The 22556-nt window shown below is 66.6% G+C and carries 15 protein-coding genes; 8 read left to right on the forward strand and 7 right to left on the reverse strand.

Annotation, left to right across the window (positions count from 1 at the left end):
* The first annotated feature begins 18 nt into the window (after positions 1-18).
* From VFE83_RS13190 to VFE83_RS13205, 4 genes are all read left to right on the forward strand, one after another.
* On the forward strand, positions 19-5052 hold the full coding sequence (locus VFE83_RS13190) for an NAD-glutamate dehydrogenase (protein WP_324906869.1): 5034 nt from the start codon (positions 19-21) through the stop codon (positions 5050-5052).
* Between the two features lie 403 nt (positions 5053-5455).
* On the forward strand, positions 5456-6229 hold the full coding sequence (locus VFE83_RS13195) for an NAD kinase (RefSeq protein WP_324906872.1): 774 nt from the start codon (positions 5456-5458) through the stop codon (positions 6227-6229).
* A gap of 568 nt (positions 6230-6797) precedes the next feature.
* Complete coding sequence (locus tag VFE83_RS13200) at positions 6798-8108, forward strand: glycerophosphodiester phosphodiesterase family protein (RefSeq protein WP_324906874.1); 1311 nt, start codon at positions 6798-6800, stop codon at positions 8106-8108.
* Between the two features lie 1169 nt (positions 8109-9277).
* Positions 9278-9454, forward strand: coding sequence for a hypothetical protein (locus tag VFE83_RS13205; protein ID WP_324906876.1), 177 nt, complete (start codon positions 9278-9280; stop codon positions 9452-9454).
* A gap of 173 nt (positions 9455-9627) precedes the next feature.
* On the opposite strand, the gene VFE83_RS13210 is transcribed toward VFE83_RS13205, so the two are convergent.
* Entirely contained in the window at positions 9628-11838 is a 2211-nt protein-coding gene (locus tag VFE83_RS13210) for a M3 family metallopeptidase (RefSeq protein ID WP_324906878.1), read from the reverse strand.
* Positions 11839-12006: 168 nt separating this feature from the next.
* Between VFE83_RS13210 and VFE83_RS13215 the strand changes: the two genes are divergently transcribed.
* The 3 genes from VFE83_RS13215 to VFE83_RS13225 all read left to right on the forward strand — a co-directional run bounded on the left by VFE83_RS13215 (position 12007) and on the right by VFE83_RS13225 (position 17395).
* Positions 12007-14058: an amidohydrolase family protein gene (locus VFE83_RS13215; RefSeq protein WP_324906880.1), complete on the forward strand. Its 2052-nt coding sequence runs from the start codon at positions 12007-12009 to the stop codon at positions 14056-14058.
* A 270-nt stretch (positions 14059-14328) separates the two neighbouring features.
* A complete protein-coding gene (locus tag VFE83_RS13220) occupies positions 14329-16671 on the forward strand; it encodes a TonB-dependent receptor (RefSeq protein WP_324906898.1) in 2343 nt (780 codons plus the stop codon).
* 241 nt (positions 16672-16912) lie between these two features.
* Positions 16913-17395: a glutathione peroxidase gene (locus VFE83_RS13225; protein ID WP_324906882.1), complete on the forward strand. Its 483-nt coding sequence runs from the start codon at positions 16913-16915 to the stop codon at positions 17393-17395.
* Between the two features lie 42 nt (positions 17396-17437).
* Here the strand turns inward: VFE83_RS13225 and VFE83_RS13230 are convergent, their stop codons facing one another.
* Positions 17438-17860 carry a universal stress protein gene (locus VFE83_RS13230; RefSeq protein WP_324906884.1) on the reverse strand — a complete coding sequence of 141 codons (423 nt, stop codon included), beginning with the start codon at positions 17858-17860 and terminating at the stop codon, positions 17438-17440.
* A 98-nt stretch (positions 17861-17958) separates the two neighbouring features.
* Positions 17959-18768 (reverse strand): ferredoxin--NADP reductase, encoded by an 810-nt coding sequence (locus tag VFE83_RS13235; RefSeq protein WP_324906886.1) that lies wholly within the window; start codon positions 18766-18768, stop codon positions 17959-17961.
* A gap of 102 nt (positions 18769-18870) precedes the next feature.
* Here VFE83_RS13235 and VFE83_RS13240 point away from each other — a divergent pair, with 102 nt between their 5' ends.
* Positions 18871-19419 (forward strand): DUF488 domain-containing protein, encoded by a 549-nt coding sequence (locus VFE83_RS13240; protein ID WP_324906888.1) that lies wholly within the window; start codon positions 18871-18873, stop codon positions 19417-19419.
* Positions 19420-19421: 2 nt separating this feature from the next.
* Here the strand turns inward: VFE83_RS13240 and VFE83_RS13245 are convergent, their stop codons facing one another.
* From VFE83_RS13245 to VFE83_RS13260, 4 genes are all read right to left on the reverse strand, one after another.
* On the reverse strand, positions 19422-19853 hold the full coding sequence (locus VFE83_RS13245) for a nuclear transport factor 2 family protein (protein WP_324906890.1): 432 nt from the start codon (positions 19851-19853) through the stop codon (positions 19422-19424).
* A gap of 69 nt (positions 19854-19922) precedes the next feature.
* Positions 19923-20321 carry a VOC family protein gene (locus tag VFE83_RS13250; protein WP_324906892.1) on the reverse strand — a complete coding sequence of 133 codons (399 nt, stop codon included), beginning with the start codon at positions 20319-20321 and terminating at the stop codon, positions 19923-19925.
* A 17-nt stretch (positions 20322-20338) separates the two neighbouring features.
* Complete coding sequence (locus VFE83_RS13255) at positions 20339-21529, reverse strand: PQQ-dependent sugar dehydrogenase (RefSeq protein ID WP_324906894.1); 1191 nt, start codon at positions 21527-21529, stop codon at positions 20339-20341.
* Between the two features lie 55 nt (positions 21530-21584).
* Positions 21585-22556, reverse strand: a 972-nt coding sequence (locus VFE83_RS13260; protein WP_324906896.1) for an ABC transporter ATP-binding protein, incomplete at its 5' end; no start/stop codon positions are given.

A 22556-nucleotide genomic window follows, 5' to 3' on the forward strand; every position in this document is an offset into this window, starting at 1 on the left:
ATTGGAACTCCCGTTGCCATGAGCACCAAACGTAACGAAGCCAAATCCGCCGCCAAAACCGCTCCGGCCAAGGACGAACCGTCCAAACGCGCGTCGAAGTCCATCGCCACGAAGGCGGCCGCCAAGGACGACACGGTGTCGCTGGGACCGATCGTCGAAGCGATGCGCAAGCGCCTGCCCAAGGCGCGCCACGCCGAGACCGAGGCCTTCATCAACGCCTTCTACAAGCGCATGAGCAGCGATGAGCTGCCTCAGCACGATGCGCAGGGCTGGGCCGCGCTGGCCATCGACTTCCTCGATTTCGCCCGCGACCGCAAGCCGGGCAAGGCGCTGGTGCGCCTGTTCAACCCGACCGCGAAGAACGAAGGCTGGGAGTCCGGCCACACCGTCGTGCAGATCGCCAACGACGACATGCCGTTCCTGGTCGACTCGGTGACGATGTCGCTGGCCGAGCAGGGCATCGGCGTGCACGTGCTGGGTCATCCGGTGGTGACGTTCACGCGCGACAAGGCGGGCAAGATCCTGTCGGTTGGCGAAGGTCAGGCCGAATCGCTGATGCACCTGGAGATCGACCGCCAGCCTGCCGAGGCCATGCCGAAGATCCAGAAGGCGCTGGAGGCGGTGCTGGACGACGTGCGCGCCTCGGTGCGCGACTGGCCGCAGATGAAGGCGAAGATGATCGCCATCGCCGACGAACTGGGCGAGCGCAAGCTGCCGGTCGGCGAGGAAGGCAAGCGCGAGGCGCAGGAGTTCCTGCGCTGGGCCGCCGACAACCACTTCACCTTCCTGGGCTACCGCGAATACGAAGTCGTGCCCAAGGGCAGCGAGCAGGTGCTCAGCGCCATCAAGGCCAGTGGCCTGGGCCTGCTGCGCGGCAAGGACGTGGGCAAGCCGCGCCTGCTGACCTCGCTGGCGGCGCACTACATGCCGCAATCGGGTGCGGTCGATGCGCTGATCCTGACCAAGACCAACTCGCGCGCCACCGTGCACCGTCCGGGCTACATGGACTACATCGGCGTGCTCAGCTTCGACGCCAAGGGCAAGCCGGTCCGCGAGGAGCGCTTCCTCGGCCTGTATACCTCCAGCGCGTACAACCGCCGTCCGTGGGACATCCCGCTGGTGCGCCAGCGCCACAACTACGTGATGCAGCAGTCCGGCCTGGCGCCGGACAGCCACAGCGGCAAGGCCCTGCGCCACATCCTCGAATCGCTGCCGCGCGACGAACTGTTCCAGGCCAGCGAAGAGGAACTGCTGCGCACCGCCACCGGCATCCTCGGCCTGCAGGAGCGCGTGCGCAGCAAGCTGTTCCTGCGTCGCGACCGCTACGGCCGTTACTTCTCGGTCCTGGCCTACGTGCCGCGCGACCGCTTCAACACCGACGTGCGCCTGCGCATCGAGGCGATGCTCAAGCGCGAGCTGCACGGCGAGCACGTCGACTCCTCCGTCACGCTGACCGGTGAGTCGCCGCTGGCGCAGTTGCACCTGATCGTGCGTCCGCAGTCGGGCGAGGCCATCGAGATCGACAGCTCGCTGATCGAGAACGAACTGTCCAAGATCGTGCGCAACTGGCAGGACGATCTGCGCGAGAGGCTGATCGCACGCCACGGCGAGCAGCGCGGCCTCAGCCTCACCAACACCTACGGCCGTGCGTTGCCGGCGGGCTACATCGAGGAAGTCAGCGCCGATGTGGCCGCCGACGACGTCGAGCACCTGGCCGCGCTCAAGGATTCGGACGACCTGCGCCTGAGCCTGTACCGCACGCACCGCGGCGAAGGCGGCCTGCGCTTCAAGTTCTATCGCCAGAACGACGACATCCCGCTGTCCGATGCGCTGCCGATGATGGAGAACATGGGCCTGCGGGTGATCTCCGAGCATCCGTACCGCCTGGTGGTCAACGGCACGCCGCTGTTCGTGCAGGACTTCGAGGTCGAAACCGCCGATCCCAACCTCGACGTATCCAGCCTGGACGCGAATTTCGAGGAAGCCTTCGCGCAGATCTGGCGCGGCAATGCCGAGAACGACGGCTTCAACCGCCTGATCCTCACGGCCAACCTGTCGTGGCGCCAGGTGTCGATGCTGCGCGGCTACTGCAAGTACCTGCTGCAGGTCGGCGTGCCGTTCTCGCAGGCCTACGTCGAGGGCACGCTCAACCGCTATCCGCTGCTGGCGCGCCTGCTGGTGGAGCTGTTCGAAGCCAAGTTCGATCCGGCCACGGGCAAGGAAAGCAAGGCCGAGATCAAGGCCGGCATGGAGCGTTTCCGGGCGCAGCTCGAAGCACTGGCGCATGGCGACGAAGCGGTGTTGGCGGCCCTGCAGCCGGCCATCGACGCGCGGGCCGGCAAGCGCGAGGAGCAGGTCGAGGCCACCCGCACGGCGTTGAAGGGCCTGTTCGACCGCGTCGCCAGCCTGGACGAGGACCGCATCCTGCGCAGCTTCATCGGCGTGATCGATGCCACGCTGCGCACCAGCTACTACATCCAGTACAAGGACGGCCTGCGCGTGGACGGCGGCCCGTCGGACTACATCAGCTTCAAGTTCGATTCCAGCAAGGTGCCCGACCTGCCCAAGCCGCGCCCGTACCGCGAGATCTTCGTGTACGGCCCGCGCGTGGAAGGCGTGCACCTGCGCTTCGGCCCGGTCGCGCGTGGCGGCCTGCGCTGGTCGGATCGCCGCGAGGACTTCCGCACCGAAGTGCTGGGCCTGGTCAAGGCGCAGATGGTGAAGAACACCGTGATCGTGCCGGTCGGCTCGAAGGGCGGCTTCTTCGCCAAGCAGCTGCCGGACCCGGCCGTGGACCGCGACGCGTGGTTCAACGAGGGCGTGGCCTGCTACAAGCGCTTCATCAACGGCCTGCTGGACATCACCGACAACCTGGCCGATGGCAAGGTCGTGCCGCCGGCGAATGTGGTGCGCCATGACGGCGACGACCCGTACCTGGTGGTCGCGGCCGACAAGGGCACGGCGACGTTCTCCGACATCGCCAACGGCATCGCGCGCGCGCACGGCTTCTGGCTGGACGACGCGTTCGCCTCGGGCGGTTCGGTCGGTTATGACCACAAGGGCATGGGCATCACCGCGCGCGGCGCGTGGGAGTCGGTCAAGCGCCACTTCCGTGCGATGGGTCGGGACAGCCAGAAGCAGGATTTCACCGTGGTCGGCATCGGCGACATGTCCGGCGACGTGTTCGGCAACGGCATGCTGCTGAGCAAGCACATCCGCCTGCTGGCCGCGTTCGACCACCGCCATATCTTCCTGGACCCGAACCCGGATACGGCCGTGTCGTTCAAGGAGCGCCAGCGCATGTTCAAGCTGCCGCGCTCCAGCTGGGACGACTACGACAAGACCCTGATCAGCAAGGGCGGCGGCGTGTTCCCGCGCTCGGCCAAGTCGATCCCGCTGTCGCCGGAAGTGAAGATCGCGCTGGGCATCGAAGCCAGCGTGACCGCGCTCAGCCCGGTGGAACTGCTCAGCGCCATCCTCAAGGCGCCGGTGGACCTGCTGTGGAACGGCGGCATCGGCACCTACGTCAAGGCCTCGTCCGAAAGCAACGCCGACGTGGGCGACCGCGCCAACAACGCACTGCGCGTCAACGGCCGCGATCTGCGCTGCAAGGTGGTGGGCGAGGGCGGCAACCTGGGCATGACCCAGCTGGGCCGCATCGAGGCCGCGCAGCACGGCGTATTGCTCAACACCGACTTCATCGACAACTCCGCCGGCGTGGACACCTCCGACCATGAGGTGAACATCAAGATCCTGCTCAACGGCGAAGTACAGAAGAAGAAGCTCACGCTGCCGGAGCGCAACAAGCTGCTGGCGGCGATGACCGACGAAGTCGCGCAGCTGGTGCTCAACGACAACTACCGCCAGAACCAGGCGCTGAGCCTGATGGAGCGGATGAGCGTGCATCGCCTGGGCTCCAAGCAGCACTTCATCCGCACGCTGGAGCAGCAGGGCCTGCTGGACCGCCAGATCGAGTTCCTGCCGTCCGACGCCGAGATCGCCGAGCGCAAGGCGCGTGGCCAGGGCCTGACCCGTCCGGAACTGGCGGTGCTGCTGTCGTACAGCAAAATCGTGCTGTTCCAGCAACTGCTGGAGTCCGACGTGCCGGAAGACCCGTACCTGTCGAAGGAACTGGTGCGCTACTTCCCGCAGCCGCTGCAGGCCAAGTACGCCAAGGCGATGGAAGGCCACCGCCTGAAGCGCGAGATCATCGCCACCGCCGTGACCAACTCGATGGTCAACCGCATGGGCGCGACGTTCACGCTGCGCATGACCGAGGACACCGGCCGCACGCCGGCCGAGGTCGCCGAGGCGTACACCATCGCCCGCGAGGCGGTCGACGCACGCGGCCTGTGGTCGCAGATCGACGCGTTGGACGGCAAGGTGCCCGAGTCGGTGCAGGTGGATGCACTGCAGGTCATCTGGCACCTGCTGCGTTCGATGTCGCGCTGGCTGCTGTCGCGTCCGGGCAGGATGCCGGAGATCACCGCGGCGATGGCGCGCTACGGCGACGGCCTCAACGCGGTGCGTGGCGCGCTGCCGGACGTGCTCTCGGGCGTGCGTCGCGATGCCTACGCCACGCGCGTGGCCGACTGGAAGGCCAAGGGCCTGCCGCCGCAACTGGCCGAGCAACTGGCCGCGCTGCCGCTGCTGGAGTTCGGCTGCGACATCGTCGAGATCGCGCTCACCCGCAAGCTGTCGCCGGTGGAAGTGGCCAAGGCCTACTTCGGCCTGGGCGCCGCACTGAGCCTGCCGTGGCTGTACGAGCAGGTGGAGCAGTTGCCGGTCGACGGCCGCTGGCAGGCACTGGCCCGCAGCGCGCTGCGCGACGAACTGGCGTCGCAGGCACGTTCGCTGGTGTCGCAGATCCTCGCCGACGGCGGCAGGAAGCCGGTCGAGCAGAAGGTCGATGCCTGGCTCAAGCGCGACGACTCGTCGTTGCGCTTCACCCTGGCGATGTTCGCCGACCTGCACAACCAGAAGGCGCTGGACTACCCGACCCTGTCGGTGGCGGTGCGTCGATTGGCGCAGGTGGCGTCGGCTGGGGCGTAAGCGTTCGCTTCGGATGGTGATGGAAAAGCCCGGCTTCGGCCGGGCTTTTTCTTGCGCTTCTCCCCGTGGGAAAAAGGTGCCAGGAGGGCGGCAGAGGGTGACGGAGCGTACTCCTGGAACGCACAGCGCGTTACCGCACCGATCGGTTGAACGTGATGCTCCGTTACCCGTCATCCTCTCCGGTTGGAGAGAGGGCTTTGTTCTTTCCTTCTCCCTCCGGGAGAAGGTGCCCGCAGGGCGGATGAGGGGTAACGGAGCGGCGCCGCTTGAACTCGCAATGCATCACCACACAGCTGGTTTGAATGTGATGCTCCGATACCCCTCACCCCAACCCCTCTCCCGACGGGAGAGGGGCTTTACACCACGACCGGTTATGCTGCTTCCTTCAATCCCGGAGCCGCCGATGACCGCGACGCCACGCATCGCCTTCCTCGCCAGTCCCGCCGAAGAGGCGCAACACGCACTCACCGCGCTCGCCGGGCGCCACGGGCAGCATCCGCCGGAAGAAGCCGACGTCCTCGTCGCGCTCGGTGGCGACGGCTTCATGTTGTCCACGCTGCACCGCCATGGCGGGCTCGGCAAGCCGGTGTACGGCATGAAGCTGGGCACGGTGGGTTTCCTGATGAACCATCACGACGGCGACGGCCTGCTCGCGCGCCTGCACGCCGCCGAACCCGCCGTGCTGCGGCCGCTGGAGATGGTGGCGATGACCGAATCCGGTGCGACCGTGGGGTCGTTGGCCTACAACGAGGTATCGCTGCTGCGCCAGACCCGACAGGCCGCGCACCTGAAGATCGATCTGAACGGCGAGACCCGCCTGGACGAACTGATCTGCGACGGCGTGCTGGTCGCCACGCCCGCCGGCAGCACCGCGTACAACTTCTCCGCGCACGGCCCGATCCTGCCGCTGGGCGCGAACGTGATCGCGCTGACGCCGATCGCCGCGTTCCGTCCCCGCCGCTGGCGTGGCGCCGTGCTAAAGGCCGACACGGAAGTCCGCTTCCGCGTACTCGACCCCTACAAGCGCCCGGTCAGCGCCACCGCCGACTCGCACGAAGTCCGCGACGTCGTCGAAGTCACCATCCGCGAATCCCACGACCGCACCGTCACCCTCCTGTTCGATCCCGAGCACAACCTCGAAGAGCGCATGCTGGCGGAACAATTTATTAGTGGGTGAGGCACGCCGCTTGCGCGGCACTGCCGCGCGGCGTGCCGAACGCCCGGCCATGGATGGCCAGGCCGGGCTTTCCGAAGCCGAAGCATCGCGCCATGGACGGCAGCATTTCCTTCCCGAATGACGGCACTGCCGCGCGGTGTGCCGAACGCCCGGCCATGGATGGCCGGGCCGTGCTTTCCGGAGTCGGCGCGTCTCGCCAGCGACGGCACGGATCCTTCGTTGGTGCGCGACGGGCGCTTGATCGATTCGCACGTGCCGACCCTCACCCCAACCCCTCTCCCGGCGGGATAGGGGCTCGACCCTGGCCGCGTCATGCCAATGGCACGCTCTGCGGCTTTCCGCACCCTTGTAAGCCCTTGCTCACGCGCGGCCGCAGCCGTGGATGGCCGAGCCGCGCTCTCCGGAGCCGAGTCCACAAACCATCCTTGACGGACGGTCGACCGCCCCAGTTCACGCCACGCGTCACACCTGACGCCCCACCGTCAACGCTCCGCAACACTGGGCGGCAAGCATGCGAAGGCCGGCTGCACGGGGGAGCCGGCATCCCTCCATCGCAAGGAGCGTGACCATGCTGCTGCGCAGTTCCCCGCTGGTTCGAAGCCTGGGTGCCGTCGCGTTGATGCTGATCGGCGTCGCCGGTTCCGTCGCTTTCGCCGATGATTCGGCCATGCGTGCCGATCGCCACCGTCCCTCCGATCCGCCCGGGCACCAGGGTCTGATCGTCATCGCGCACCGCGGGGCCAGCGGCTACCGGCCCGAGCACACGCTGGAGGCCTACCGGCTGGCGATCCGACAGGGCGCGGACTTCATCGAGCCCGACCTGGTGGCGACCCGGGACGGCGTGCTGGTCGCGCGGCACGAGAACGAGATTTCCGGGACCACCGACGTCGCCTCGCGTCCGGAATTCGCCAACCGCCGCACCACCAAGACCATCGACGGCGTTCCGCTGACCGGCTGGTTCACCGAGGACTTCACCCTCGCCGAACTCAAGACCCTGCGCGCGAAGGAACGCATCCCCGCGATCCGCCCGGGCAACACGCGCTTCGACGGGCTGTACACCGTGCCGACGCTGGCCGAGGTGATCGCGCTGGTGAAGCGCGAGAGCCGCAACGGACGCCGCATCGGCATCTATCCCGAAACCAAGCATCCGACGTATTTCGCGCGCGAAGGGCGCAGGCTGGACGGAACGCCGATCAACACCTCGCTGGGCGCGAAGCTGGTGGAAACGCTGGTGGCGGAGGGCTTCACCGACCCGCGCCGCATCTACGTCCAGAGCTTCGAGGTGGAAAACCTCATCGAGCTGAAAAGAAAGCTCATGCCCGCCGCGGGCATCGACCTGCCGCTGGTGCAGCTGTACGACGACCTGCAGGAAGCCGCGCCTTACGACGTGGCCTACAACGTCGCGCGCGGCGCCGATCTGGCCGCGCTGTACGGCGGACTGGTCCAGCAGGTGGAAGGTGGCCTGACGCCGGCCACGCGCTATGGCGCGTTCGCGACCGAACCCGTGCTGGCCTGGATGAAGGCGAACTACGCCAGCGGCGTCGGCCCGTGGAAGGGCAGCCTGTTCCCGCGCACTCCGCTGGCCACGCCGGTGGATGCGAACGGCGATGGCAAGGCACAGCTCGCCGGGCAGGTGACCGGGCTCGTGCATCCCATGCTCGGCTGGGCACTGAAGGCCGGCCTGCAGGTGCACCCGTACACGCTGCGCGCCGAGGAGACCTATCTGGCCCAGACGCCGGGCGGCGTGCCGCAATCGGTCGTCGCCGAAGCGGTGCAGCTGTACGGCCTGGGTGCGCAGGGCTTCTTCATCGACCACCCCGATCAGGGCGTGCTGGCGCGCGGGATCTTCCTGGAGATCAACCGCCTGCGGGAGCGCTGATCCACCACCCGTACACACGTAAGAGCCAGCTTGCTGGCGACCAGCTCCGTTCGTCCGCCGGTCGCCAGCAAGCTGGCTCCTACGTTTCGAGACGGCGGCGCATGAGCATGGGGGTGGGTTCGCGAAGGCACTCGGGTGCCTTCGCACGGGCACCCGGATGGATTCGATCGGGCATCAAGGCGCTCGCGCGCGGGCGGGAAGATGGGTTCGCGCAGGCATGGGAGTGCCCTCGCACAGGCAACGGGAGGGGTTCGAGCAGGCATCGTGATGCCCTCCCACGGGCACCCGGATGGGTTCGCGCAGGCACCGGAGTGCCCTCGTGCGGGCACCGCGACGGGTTTGCGCAGGCATCGAAGTGCCCTCGCGCAGGCATCGGGATGGGTTCGAGGAGGCACTTGGGTGCCCTCGCGCACGCACCGGGATGGGTTCGAGTCCCGGCGTGTCAGGATCCATTTGCGGTTGCTCTTGTTCGTCATCCCCGCGAAGGCGGGGATCCAGGGACTTTTCACGCTTTCCCGGTGAACGACGAAAGTCAAAGCTACCGCCCGTCTAAAGCCGGCCGGGTCACTTTTCTTTGCTGACCCAAAGTCCGACTGGATTCCCTTCGGCCAAACGTAACCAAAAGAAGCGGTCTTCCCCGACACAACAAACCCACGACCGGAAAGGGAGTTGGCGCCCCGCAAGTCGGTGCGGCCTACGGCCGCGGGCCCGCGCTTGCGGCGCGGGCGTTCGGACGATGCGCGAGCCAGTGGCTCGCAAGCACGCATCGCCCTCACTCCGTGCCTCCCTGCTCAGGGTCGCACATCCATGTGCGGCGCCCTATGGGTTTAGGAATTTGGTTGGCTGTTCGAAAGCAACAGCAACGGCACGGAGTTTGTGGGGCGCTCCGCGAATGCATGAAAAGTCCCTGGATCCCCGCCTTCGCGGGGATGACGAGCAGGGCGAGAGCAACATCACAGCAAGAGCGCAAGAACGTCAGCGAGAGCAACAGCAACAGCGACAGTAGACGTTTGTGGGGCGTTCCACGAAAGCACGAAAAGTCCCTGGATCCCCGCTTCGCGGGGATGACGAGCAGGGGCGAGAGCAACATCACAGCAAGAGCGCAAGAACGGCAGCGAGAGCAACAGCGACAGCGACAGCAGACGTTTGTGGGGGCGTTCCACGAAAGCATGAAAAGTCCGTGGATCCCCGCCTTCGCGGGGATGACGGGCAGGAGAGGCAACAGCAACAACAACAGCAACAGCAACAGCAACAGCAACAGCAACAGCAACAGCGAGCAGAGTTGCAAGGCGGAACAGCTGCAGAACTGCAGGCAAGTGTCGTCGTCGCAGAAGTACCAGCCGTAACGAAAAATCGCCGGTCGAAACGGCAACCGCAACCGCAACTGCAACCGCAACCGCAACTGCAACCGTAACCGCAACTGCAACCGTAACCGCAACCGCCACTGCTCATCATCAACAAAAAAACCGCCCGGTTTCCCGGGCGGTTTTTCATGCAACGAGTACGGCAGTGACGCGGATTACTTGTTCGCGGCCTTGCCGGTCGGCTGGGCGGCCGGGGTGGCGGTCAGGCCGCGCTTTTCCAGCAGAGGTTCGATCTTCGGGTCGTGGCCGGCGAAGTTGCGGAACAGCTGCAGGGCGTCGACGCTGCCGCCCTGCGAGAGCAGGGTCTGGCGGAAGTGGTCGCCGTTCTTGCGGCTCAGGCCGCCGTTCTGCTTGAACCACTCCACGCTGTTGGCGTCCAGCACTTCAGACCAGATGTACGCGTAGTAGCCTGCCGCGTAGCCGCCCATGATGTGGCTGAAGTACGGGGTCTTGTAACGCGGCGGCACGGCGTAGAAGTCCACGCCGTCCTTCTTCAGCGCGGCGGCCTCGAACGCTATCACGCCGGACGCGGCGGGCAGCTGGCCTTCGGTGGCCTGGTGCCAGTTCTGGTCGAGCATGGCTGCACCGAGGTACTCGGTGGTGGCGAAGCCCTGGTTGAACTTGGACGCGGCGACGACCTTGTCCAGCAGTTCCTTCGGCATGGCCGCGCCGGTCTGGTAGTGCTTGGCGTAGTTGGCCAGGATCGACGGCCAGTCGGCCCACATCTCGTTGACCTGCGAGGGGTACTCGACGAAGTCGCGCGGGACGCTGGTGCCGCTGAAGTACGGGTACTGCACGTTGGAGAACATGCCGTGCAGCGCGTGGCCGAACTCGTGGAACGCGGTGGTCACCTCATCCCAGGTCAGCAGCGTCGGCTTGCCCGCGCTGGGCTTGGGGATGTTGAGGTGGTTGGCCACCACCGGCTTGAAGCCGGTCATGCCGGACTGGTCGACGTACGAGTTCATCCACGCACCGCCGCGCTTGGACGAACGCGCATACGGATCCCAGATGAAGATGGCCAGCTGCGAGCCGTCCTCGTTGAACACGTCGTACACCCAGGTGTCCGGGTGGTACTTGGGCAGGTCGGTGCGCTGCTTGAACTTCAGGCCGTACAGCTGGCCGGCAGCGTAGAACACGCCGTTCTCCAGCACGTTCTGCATCTCGAAGTACGGCTTGAGCTGCGCCTCGTCGAAGCTGTACTTCGCCTGGCGCACCTTCTCGGTGTAGAAGGCCCAGTCCCACGGCTCCAGCTTGAAGGTCGGCTGGCCCTTGGCCTTCTGCTCGGCGTCGATCATCGCCTGCAGGTCGGCGGCCTCGCGCTGCGCGTTGGCGACGGCGGCCGGGGCGAGCTGGCCGAGCATCGAATTCACCGCCTGCGGCGTCTTCGCGGTCTCGTCCTCGAGCACGTAGGCCGCGTAGTTCGGGTAGCCCATCATCTTGGCGCGCTCGGCGCGCAGCTTGGTGACCTGGGCGACGATGCCGGTGTTGTCGAACTCGTTGCCGCGGCTGCCGCGCGCGACCGACGCCTTGTGCAGGCGCTCGCGCAGGGCGCGGTTGGTCAGCGAGGCTTCCGGCGGCTGGCCGGTGGTGTTGAGCAGGGCGATGACGTACTTGCCGTCGAGCTTGCGCGCCTTGGCGGCCTCGGCGGCGGCGGCGATCTGCTCGTCGCTCAGGCCGTCGAGTTCTTCCTTCGTGTCGACCACGATGGCGGAGGCGTTGACCTCGGCCAGCACGTTCTGGCTGAACTTGGTGCCCAGCGCGGCCAGCTGCGAGTTGATCTGCTTCAGCTTGGCCTTGTCGGCGTCGGACAGGTTGGCGCCGGCGCGGACGAAGTCGGTGTAGTAACGCTCGACCAGGCGCACACCCTGCGCATCCAGGCCCAGCGAATCACGCGTGTCGTACAACGCCTTCACGCGGGCGAACAGCTTGCCGTTGAGGTTGATGGCGTCCCGGTGCGCGGAGAACTTCGGCGCGTACTCGGCCTGCAGCATCTCGCGGACCGGGTTGGTGTCGGTGCCGACCAGGTTGAAGAAGACTGTGACGGCGCGGGTGAGCGTACGGCCGGACTTCTCCATCGCGATGATGGTGTTGTCGAAGGTCGGCTTGGCCGGGTTGTTGGCGATCGCGTCGATCTCCTTCAGCTGCTCGGCCATGCCGGCGTCGAAGGCGGGGGCGAAGTCGCTGTCCTTGATCTTGTCGAACTGCGGGTAGTGCAGCGGCAGCGGGCTGTCGGCGAAGAACGGATTGGTGCCTTTCAAAGACTCGGCTTGCGCACTCACGGCGGTACCTGCCTGGGGGGTCTTGGCGTAAGTGGGGGCGGTTGCGGCGATTGCCACCGCCAGCGCCAGCGCGAGAGGGTGCTTCATGGGACTGGAACCTCGTCAAAGGGAGCCCGCAGCCTACCCGATGGGGCCCGGGCGAACCCATGACGAAAGGCATGGGCCTCGCAACGGCCCGGGCCGGCACAGGCTGGCTACACTCGCGGAAAAGAACGCCGGCGCGGCCGGCTCCGCCAATCCGGACAAGGACATCGCATGAACACGAACACACGCAGCGCGCTCGCCGGTTCACTGTTCCTGGGCCTGCTGACCCTCGCGCCCCAGATCCTCGCGGCGGAAACCGTGCGCTACGTCGCGCTGGTCGACGGCGGCAAGCAGGCGGGCCAGCAGGTGGTCACGCATCGTGACGACGGCAGCACCACGGTCGACTTCATCTTCAAGGACAACGGGCGCGGACCGGAACTGAAGGAGGCGTACACGCTGGCGCCGGACGGGACCTACCTGACCTACGAGGTGCGGGGCACGTCCACCTTCGGCGCGAAGATCGACGAGCGCTTCAGCCGCAAGGGCGACCAGGCGCAGTGGACGTCCACGTCCGACAAGGGCAGCCAGACGGTGCAGGGCACGGCCATGTATTCGCCGCTGGGCGGTTCGCCGGCCGGGCTGTCGGTGGCGTTGAACGCGCTGGCCAGGCGCCCGGACGGCAAGCTGCCGCTGATTCCCAGCGGCACGCTGACTTCGCGCCAGGTCGCGAAGACGCAGGTGAAGTGCGCAGACCAGTCGCGCGACGTGCAACTGGTAGCGCTGACCGGGGTGGGGCTGACGCCGACGTTCGCGTGGGCCACCACGGATGCGAACCCGCGCCTGTTCGCATTCATCTACCCGGGCTACCTGCAGCTGGTCGAGGACGGTTGCCAGTCGGTCGCGGCCGATCTGGAAGCGCGCCAGAAGCAGGCCGAGGGCGAGGCGCTGGTCGACCTGGCCAAGCGCCTGGGCCATCCACTCGCCGGCACCACGCTGATCCGCAACGCGCGCGTGTTCGACAGCGAGAAGGCGCAGCTCGGAGCCGCCAGCGACGTGCTGGTGCGCGACGGAAAGATCGTGTCGGTGACGCCGGCATCTAAGCAGGCGAAAGCCGACCACGTCATCGACGCTGGCGGCAAGGTCCTGCTGCCGGGCCTGTTCGACATGCATGGCCACGTCGGCCGCTGGGATGGCGGGCTCAACCTGGCCGCGGGCGTGACCACGGTGCGCGACATGGGCAACGACAACGCCACGCTCCAGCAGATGATTGGCGAGATCAAGGCCGGCACGCTGATGTCGCCGGACGTGGTGCCGGCCGGCTTCATCGAGGGCGAGAGCCAGTTCTCCGCACGCAACGGCTTCGTCGTGAAGAACCTGGACGAGTCGAAGAAGGCGGTGGACTGGTATGCCGCGCACGGCTACCCGCAGATCAAGATCTACAACTCCTTCCCGAAGGACATCCTCAAGGACACTGTCGCGTACGCGCATTCCAAGGGGCTGCGCGTCAGCGGCCACGTGCCGGCGTTCATGCGTGCGCAGGACGTGGTGGACGACGGGTTCGACGAGATCCAGCACATCAACCAGCTGATGCTGAACTTCTTCGTCGACGACAAGACCGACACGCGCACGCTGGCGCGGTTCTACCTGGTGGCCGACAAGACCGACGGCCTGGACCTGGACAGCAAGCCGGTGCAGGACTTCATCGGCACGCTGGCGTCGAAGCAGATCGTGATCGACCCGACCTTGGCGACGTTCGAGTTCATCCACCAGCGCGAGGGCGAGATGTCGCCGATCGTCGCCGACGTGGCCGACCATCTGCCGCCCGACGTGCAGCGCAATCGTCGCGCGGCCGAGATGAACATCCCGGACGACACGACCGCGGCCCGCTACGACCGTTCCTTCGCCAAGCTGGTGGACTTCGTCGGGCGTGCCTACAAGGCCGGCGTGCCGCTGGTGGCTGGCACGGACGAGATGGTGGGCTTCACCCTTCAGCGCGAGCTGGAGTTGTACGTGGATGCCGGCCTGACCCCCTCGCAGGCCCTGCAGGTGGCCACCTGGAACGGCGCCAAGTACAGCCGCACGCTAGCCGAGCGGGGCTCGGTAACCCCGGGCAAGCGCTCGGATCTGGTGCTGATCGACGGCGATCCGACGAAGAACATCGCCGATATCCGCAAGGTCGCGCTGGTGATCAAGGGCGCCACCGCGTACTACCCGGAAGAAATCCACGAGGCGCTGGGCATCAAGCCGTTCGCGCCGGCGGTGAAGGTGGGCGCGGCCCGCTGACCCCTCGGATTTGCCGGTTGGGGCGGGGTGGTTGCCCGGCCTCGGCCGGCGTACGGGCCGGTACGGCGATTTAACCGTCTGGTAACATTCGCCGCGTCACGTCAAGCCGCCATGACGCGGAACCGGGTCCGCGTCGCGGCCGTCATGGGACGGCCGTCAGCCTTCGCATCGCCGCGTCGCATGTCGGAGAGGGGCATGTGATGCGTCGGCCTTCGAACCCCTGGCGTCAACTATCGCCGACGCCGTCATCGAGACCGTTACATGCCTTCCATGACGCTTGCCCGCAAGCTTCCCCGCCATGCCCTTGCCGTCGCCATCGCCCTGATGCTGCCGGCACAGGCCGCTCTCGCGCAGGACGCGCAGGCTGCTCCCGAACCCCAGACCGACACCGCCGCGACCCTGGACGCAGTGCAGGTCACCGCGCAGCGCCGCGTCGAAAACCTGCAGGACGTGCCGGTCTCGGTCACCACCGTCAATCAGGAACAGCTGGACGTGTTCGGCTCCGGCGGCACCGACGTGCGCTTCCTGTCCGGCCGCGTGCCCAGCCTCAACATCGAGTCCTCGTTCGGCCGCGCGTTCCCGCGCTTCTACATCCGCGGCTACGGCAACACCGACTTCCGCCTCAACACCTCGCAGCCGGTGTCGCTGGTGTACGACGACGTCGTGCAGGAAAACCCGATCCTCAAGGGCTTCCCGGTGTTCGACCTGGACCGCGTGGAAGTGCTGCGCGGCCCGCAGGGCTCGTTGTTCGGCCGCAACAGCCCGGCCGGCGTGGTGAAGTTCGAGTCGGTGCGTCCGTCGCAGGAATTCGGCGGTTACGGCAAGGTCGGCGTCGGCAGCGACAACATGTGGAACCTGGAAGGCGCCGTTGGTGGCGGCCTGACCGAAAACTGGTCGGCACGCGCATCGGCCCTGTTCCAGCGCCGCGACAACTGGGTGGACAACACCTATCCGGGCCCGAACGATGGTTTCGAGGGTTATGACGAGTCCGCCGGCCGCGTGCAGTTCCTGTACGAAGGCGACGGCTTCGAGGCCCTGCTCAACGCCCATGCGCGCCACCTCAACGGCACCGCGCGCCTGTTCCGCGCCAACATCATCAAGCCCGGCACCAACGACCTGGTCGATGGCTTCAACGAGGACCAGGTCTCGCTGGACGGCCTGAACCACTCCGAGCTCGACAGCCAGGGCGCCAATGCCCGCCTGAGCTGGGAGCTGGGCAACGGCTACACGCTGTACTCGATCACTGGCTACGAGTCGGTGGAGACCTACAGCCGCGGAGATATCGATGGTGGCTTCGGTGCAGCGTTTCTGCCGCCGGGCATGTCGGGTCCGGGCGTGATCCCGTTTGCCTCCGAAACGGCCGACGGCATCCCGGAGCACTCGCAGTGGACGCAGGAGTTCCGCATCGAGTCCGATACCGGCACGGCGTGGAACTGGCAGGCCGGCTTCTTCTACTTCAAGGAAGACTATGACGTCGAAAGCTTCAGCTACGACTCGCTCAACGGTGGCGCGCAGGACGGTTACCAGCGCATCAACCAGACCAACGATTCGTGGGCGCTGTTCGGCGCGGTGACCTGGCAGGCCACCGACAAGCTGGAACTGCGTGCCGGCGCGCGCTACACCTGGGACGAGAAGGAACTCAACGTCGAGGAGTACTGGAACACCGGCTTCGCTCCCTGTGTGCTGGGTGGACTGTGCACCATCGAGGATCTGGCCGCGGCTGAGCCCGACGGCGATCTGTCCGCTTCGCCGGAGGACAAGAAGTTCAGCTGGGACCTGTCGGCCACGTACGAAATCAACGACGACGTGAACGTCTACGGCCGCGTCGCCACAGGTTATCGCGGCAGCAGCATCCAGTCGGCAGGTGCGTTCAACACCAAGTCGGTCGCGTCGCCGGAAACCTCCACCTCTTACGAGATGGGCGTCAAGGCCGACCTGTGGGACAACCGCGCCCGCATCAACGCCGGCGTCTTCTACTACGAGGTCGAGGACCAGCAGCTCACGGCGGTCGGCGGCGCTACGGGCAATGCCAACATTCTGCTCAACGCGGACGAGTCGGTCGGCAAGGGCATCGAGGTCGACTTCCAAGCCTACCTCACCGATAACCTGCTGTTCACCTTGGGCAGCAGCTACAACAAGACGGAGATCAAGGACTCCGGCCTGACGGTTGCCACGTGCGCCAACAGCATCGACCCGACGCGGCCGAACTGTACGGTGACCGACCCGACCGTGTTCGACCCGGTGTCGGGTACGTTTCGCGCCAACATCGACGGCAACTCGCTGCCGCAAGCCCCTGAGTGGACCCACAACCTGACCCTGCGCTGGGGCCTGCCGATGGACAACGGCGCCGAGTTTTACGTCTTCACCGACTGGGTCTACCGCGACGAGGTCAACTTCTTCCTGTACGAGTCGGAGGAGTTCACCGGCAAGTCGCTGGTCGAAGGCGGTCTGCGCGTCGGCTACATGTGGGATTCGGGTCGTTACGACCTGGCGCTGTACGGCCGCAACATCACCGACGAGGTGCAGGTGGTCGGCGCCATTGACTTCAACAATCTCACCGGCATGATCAACGAGCCGCGCCTGGTGGGTGTGGAGTTCAAGGCCAACTTCTGACGCTGCAACCGCAATGGCTGCAACGACAACGCCGGGCACGCCCCGGCGTTGTCGTTTCCGGGTCGTCGTCGCGGCGGGAGCCGGGATGCAGCCGTGGTGCTGCTGGTCATCCCTGCGTCTGGCTTCGTTGAAGCGTGCAGGCCTGGATCCCGGCCTTCGCCGGGATGACGGACGAAGGTGGCTGCGCTCCCACCGCGGGCCGCGGCGCTATGCTTCCGCCGTCCCTCACCGGAGCGCCGCCATGACCACCGCCTTCGACTTCTCCGCCACCGACATCGACGGCCAGTCGCGATCGCTCGCTGATTTCCAGGGCAAGGTGCTGCTGGTAGTCAACGTTGCTTCGCAGTGCGGGTTCACGCCGCAGTACACGGGTCTGGAAAAGCTCTGGCGCGACTACCGTGACCGTGGCTTGGCCGTGCTCGGTTTTCCCTGCGACCAGTTCGGACACCAGGAACCAGGCGACGAGGCGGAGATCAAGAACTTCTGCTCGCTAAACTACGACGTGACCTTTCCGATGTTCGCCAAGGTCGACGTCAACGGCGACGGCGCGCACCCGCTGTGGAAGTGGCTGAAGGACGAGAAGGGCGGCTTCCTGGGCATCGACGCGATCAAGTGGAACTTCACCAAGTTCCTGGTCGGCCGCGACGGACGCGTGCTCAAGCGATACGCGCCGAACGAGAAGCCCGAGACGATCGCGCGCGACATCGAGGCGGCACTCGGCTGAGGCCGCCTCGCTTCAGTGGGAAGCGCGACGCTGGCCTGTGCGTCAGCGGACGATGGTGACCGGTACGCTGGTGTTGGAAATGACCTTGGCCGACACCGAGCCGAGGAACATCCCGCGGAACGGACCGCTGCCGTGCGAGCCCATCACGATCTGGTCGACGCGATGCTTCCTGGCGATCTTCAGCAGCGTGTCGGGCACGTCGCCGACGTGGATTTCCTCTTCGAAGGCGATGCCCGCGCGCTTGAGCATGCGTCGCGCGTCGCGGCACATCGCTTCGGCATTTTCGGCGTGATAGCGCTCGACGGCCTTCGCGCCCATGGTGACGGCCACGCGCTGCAGCAGGGGCTCGTCGACGTTGGCGAGGACGACCTGGAGGGGTTTCGACAGCGCCTTGTTGAGCGCAATGGCGTGCTTGACGGCCCGCGTGCTGATTTCGCTGCCGTCCACTGCGAGCAGGATCTTCATGCGCGTTTCTCCCGGAAACCTTGGGCGATCTTACGCAGGTCGCCGGGCAGGTGCTTGATCGGGGTCAAGCCGCCCGGCAGATCGTGCAAACAACGGGGTTACTTCTCGACAAACGCGCGTTCGAAGACGTATTGACCCGGCGTGCCGATGCGCGGCGCAGCCGTGAAACCACGACCGTCGAGGATGGCGCGGAAATCGGCCAGCATCTGCGGGCTGCCGCAGATCATCGCGCGGTCGTGCTCCGGGTCCAGGGACTCGATACCCAGGTGCTCCATCATCCGGCCGCTGTCGAACAGCTCGGTCAGGCGACCGCGGTGGTCATGGCCTTCGAACTCGAACGCCTCGCGCGTGACGGCGGGGTAGTACTTCAGCTTGGCGGCGATCTGCTCGCCCAGGAACTCGTGGCGCGGCAGTTCGTGGGTGAAGTAATCGCGGTACGCCAGGTCCTGCTGGTTGCGCACGCCGTGGGTGAGGATCACCCGGTCGAAGCGCTCGTAGGTTTCCGGATCCTTGATCACGGCCAGCCACGGCGCCAGGCCGGTGCCGGTGCCCAGCAGGTACAGGTTCCGGCCCGGATGCAGGTCGTGAATCAGCAGCGTGCCGGTGGGCTTGCGGCCGATGATCACCTGGTCGCCGGGCTGGATCGACTTGAGGCGCGAGGTCAGCGGGCCATTGGGCACCTTGATGCTGAAGAACTCGAGCTGTTCTTCCCAGTTGGCGCTGGCGATGGAATAGGCGCGCAGCAGCGGCTTGGTAGAGCCATCTTCCTGGGGCACCTGCAGCCCGATCATCACGAACTGGCCGTTGTCGAAACGGAAGCCGTCGTCGCGGGTGGTAGTGAAGCTGAAGTAATCGTCCGTCCAGTGACGGACATCCAGCACCGTCTCGGTGCCAAACGCGGAGGACATTGCCGGGGACTGGGGAAGGAGAGCTGCGGCCATTGTAGCCGAGTCGTCATCACCTGAGATTGATTCTCATCTTGGCGACATGCCCCGGAATATGCTTGGTCCATGCGCACCATCTGGACCGTGGGGCATTCGACCCGAGCCTGGGAGGACTTCGTCGAGCTGCTGGCGCAGGCCGGCATCGAGGCCATCGCCGACGTGCGGCGTTATCCCGCCTCGCGTCGCCATCCGCAGTTTTCCGCCGCGAACATGGCGCAGGCGCTCCCCGAACTGGGCATCGAGTACGTGCCGATGATCGAACTGGGCGGGCGGCGCCGGCCGCGGCCGGACTCGCACAACACCGTCTGGCGCAACGCGTCCTTCCGCGGCTATGCGGACTACATGGAAACGGACGAGTTCACGCACGCCCGCGAACGGCTGGAGGCGCTGGCCGAGTCGCGTCGTACCGCGATGATGTGCGCCGAGGCGCACTGGACGCAATGCCATCGCGGCCTCATCAGCGACGACCTGAAGTCGCGCGGATGGCAGGTGATCCACCTGATCTCGCCCAGCCGCAGTGAGGAGCATCCCTATACGAAGGCCGCCCGCATCGTGGACGGCCATCTCGACTATTCGGTGCCCAGCCCGGGCGAGTCCCAAGGGTCGCTGTTCTGACGTTATTGCGCCGCCGCGACGCGCGAGGAATGAGAGGACACCATGATCCAGGCGCCGTCGCGCTTCACCCACGTGCGCGTGAAACGGAACCGGCCGCTCCACGGCTGGCCGTTGCTGATGCCGCTCTGCACGCTGGCGCCGGTGACGACCATCGTGTCGCCGTAGCGACGCACGCGCAGGTCCTCGTTGCCGATGCCCTGGTTGCGGCGGGTGCTGGTGCGCAGTTCGTCCAGGTAGTCGGCCTTGTACTGCACGCGACCGTCGGAGTGGGTGAGCATCCAGTCGTCGGCCAGGATGCGGTCGAGGCCCGCGACGTCGGGCTTCATGCGCAGTTCGTTCCAGGTGGCATCGAGCGCGAGCAGTTCCGCGTCGGTTTCGGCGAGGGCGGGAAGGCTGATGACAAGGGCAAGGCACAGCAGCAGGGCGCGCATCATGCGGGCGTTCTCGAGACAGGAAAGCTCGTCCGGTGCAGGAACGCGCCGGCTTTGGGGATGAACAGCAGATCAGGGCGACAGCAAGCGGCCGCCCCAGTCGGCCGGATCGACGTCGGCCACGCTCTGCGAAAACGTCCAGACGTGGCCGGCGGGGTCCAGCGCCGAGTACTGGCGCTCGCCATAGGGATGGTCCGTAGGCGGATGCAGGATGCGCGCGCCATGGGCGACTGCGCGCGCATGATGCGCATCTGCGTCGTCGACGCGCACCATCACCGCGTGCCGACGATCGCCCGAATCCCGGCGGTTGCCCTGCGTCACCACCACGGCACCGCCGTGACCGAATCGGAGCTGCGCACGGTGGTTGCCGATGCGCAGACGTTCGACGAAACCAAACGCGGCGCACAGCCATGCCGAAGCTTCGCCCACGTCAGGGTAGGCGAGCTCCGGGATGACCACGGCGTCTGGCATCGAACGGTTGTGCACGCTCAGCCCTTCGGCGGATCCAGGCGCAGCAGCTTGCCGTCGGTTTCGTCGGTCAGCACGTAGACCTCGCCGTCGGCACCGACGCGCACGTCGCGGATGCGCGCGCCCAGATCCTTCAGCAGCCGCTCCTCGCCGGTGATCTTGTCGCCGTCCAGCGTCAGGCGGATCAGGCTGCCGTCCGCGAGCGCGCCGAGGAACAGGCTGTCGTTCCACTTCGACGCGGGCTGTCCGGTGTAGAACGCCATTCCCGACAGGCCCGGCGACTTCTCCCACACGTGGTAGGGCTGCTCCATGCCGGGCGCCGAGGTGCCGACGGCTTCCGGGATCTTCAGGCCGGAGTAGTTGATGCCGTGCGTGATGATCGGCCAGCCGTAGTTCTTGCCGGGCTCGGGGAGGTTGATCTCGTCGCCACCCTTCGGGCCGTGCTCGGCTTCCCATACCTTGCCGGTGCGCGGATCCAGGGCCAGCGACTGCACGTTGCGGTGGCCGTAGCTCCAGATTTCCGGACGGGCGTCCTTGCGGCCGACGAAGGGATTGTCGGTCGGCACGCTGCCGTCCAGGTTCAGGCGCACCAGCTTGCCCTGCAGCATGTCCAGCTTCTGCGAGGTGGGGCGATCGTTGCGCTCGCCCTGGCTGATGAACACATGGCCCTTGCCGTCGAACACGATGCGCGAGCCGAAATGGTTCGGGCCGACGAGCTTGGGTTCCTGGCGATAGAACACCTTCACATCGGACAGTGCATTGCCGCCCAGCACGCCCGAGGCGACCGCGGTGCCGGCACTGCCGTCCGGGCCCGGCTCGGAATAGCTCAGGAAGATGCGCTTGCTGGTGGCGAAGTCAGGCGCCAGCACGACATCGAGCAGGCCGCCCTGGCCCTCCGCCCACACCTGCGGCACGCCGCCCAGCGGTGCGGACACCGCGCCGTCGGCGGATACGTGGCGCAGGCGGCCCGGGCGCTCGGTGACCAGGAAGCCACCATCCGGCAGCAGCGCGACGGCCCAAGGATGTTCGAGGCCCGCGGCGATGGTGGTCACCTGCACGGCGCCGTTCTGGCTGGACACGGTCTGGGTCGGGAGCGACTTCGGCGCGGCGGTGGCTTTTGGTGCCGCGTCTTCGCCCTGGCGTGCCTGGCAGCCCACCAGGGTCATCGAGAGGGCGAGGGCGAGCGTGGTGCAGTGGAGGGCGTGGCGCATGGGGCAGGGCTCCTGTCCGGATGTGCGGAATGTGGCGGAACGGTGAGAAGAATGCTCAACGATAACCGGCTGCCTGAAGCTCGAACAATTCCGCGTAGCGACCGCCCTGCGCCAGCAACTGCTCGTGGGTGCCGCTGGCTTCCAGGCGCCCCTCCGCCAGCACCAGGATGCGATCGGCCATGCGCACGCTGCTGAAGCGGTGCGAGATGAGTACCGCGGTCTTGCCGTGCGAGAGCTCCTTGAAACGCTGGAACACCTCGAACTCGCTGCGTGCGTCCAGCGCCGCCGTCGGCTCGTCCAGGATCATCACCTGCGCGTCGCGCATGTAGGCGCGGGCAATGGCGATCTTCTGCCACTGGCCGCCGGACAGGTCCACGCCGGTTTTGAAGCGGCGTCCGATCAGCTGGTCATAGCCCTGCGGCAGGCCATCGATGACCTCATCCGCGGCGGCGCGGCGTGCGGCCTCGCGGATGCGTTGGCCGTCGTCCATCGCGTCGATCTGGCCCACGCCGATGTTCTCGCCGGCGGTCAGGTGGTAGCGCACGAAATCCTGGAAGATCACGCCGACGTTGCCGCGCAGGTCTTCCAGGTCGTATTCGCGCAGGTCGCGGCCGTCCAGCAGGATGCGGCCCTCGTCCGGGTCGTACAGGCGCGCCAGCAGCTTCACCAGCGTGGTCTTGCCGGCGCCGTTCTCGCCCACCAGCGCAAGCACTTCGCCGGCCCGCAGTTCGAGGTCGACGTGGCGCAGCGCCCAGTGGGCGGCGTCCGGATACCGGAAGCCCACGTTCTCGAACACGAAGCCGCCGGTGATCGGGCGCGGAATACTCGCCGCCCCCGGCTTCGACACGATCTCCGGCTCGATCCCGAAGAACGAATACAGGTCGTCCAGGTACATGGCCTGGCCGGCCACCTGGGAAAAGCCCACCAGCAGGCCTTCGAGCAACTGGCGCAGCCGGCGGAAGCTGCCGGCGAGGAAGGTCAGGTCGCCGATGGTGAAGTCGCCGCGCACCGTCCGCCAGGCGATATA

Source organism: Lysobacter sp., from assembly GCF_035655815.1.
Taxonomy (GTDB): Bacteria; Pseudomonadota; Gammaproteobacteria; order Xanthomonadales; family Xanthomonadaceae; genus Lysobacter_J.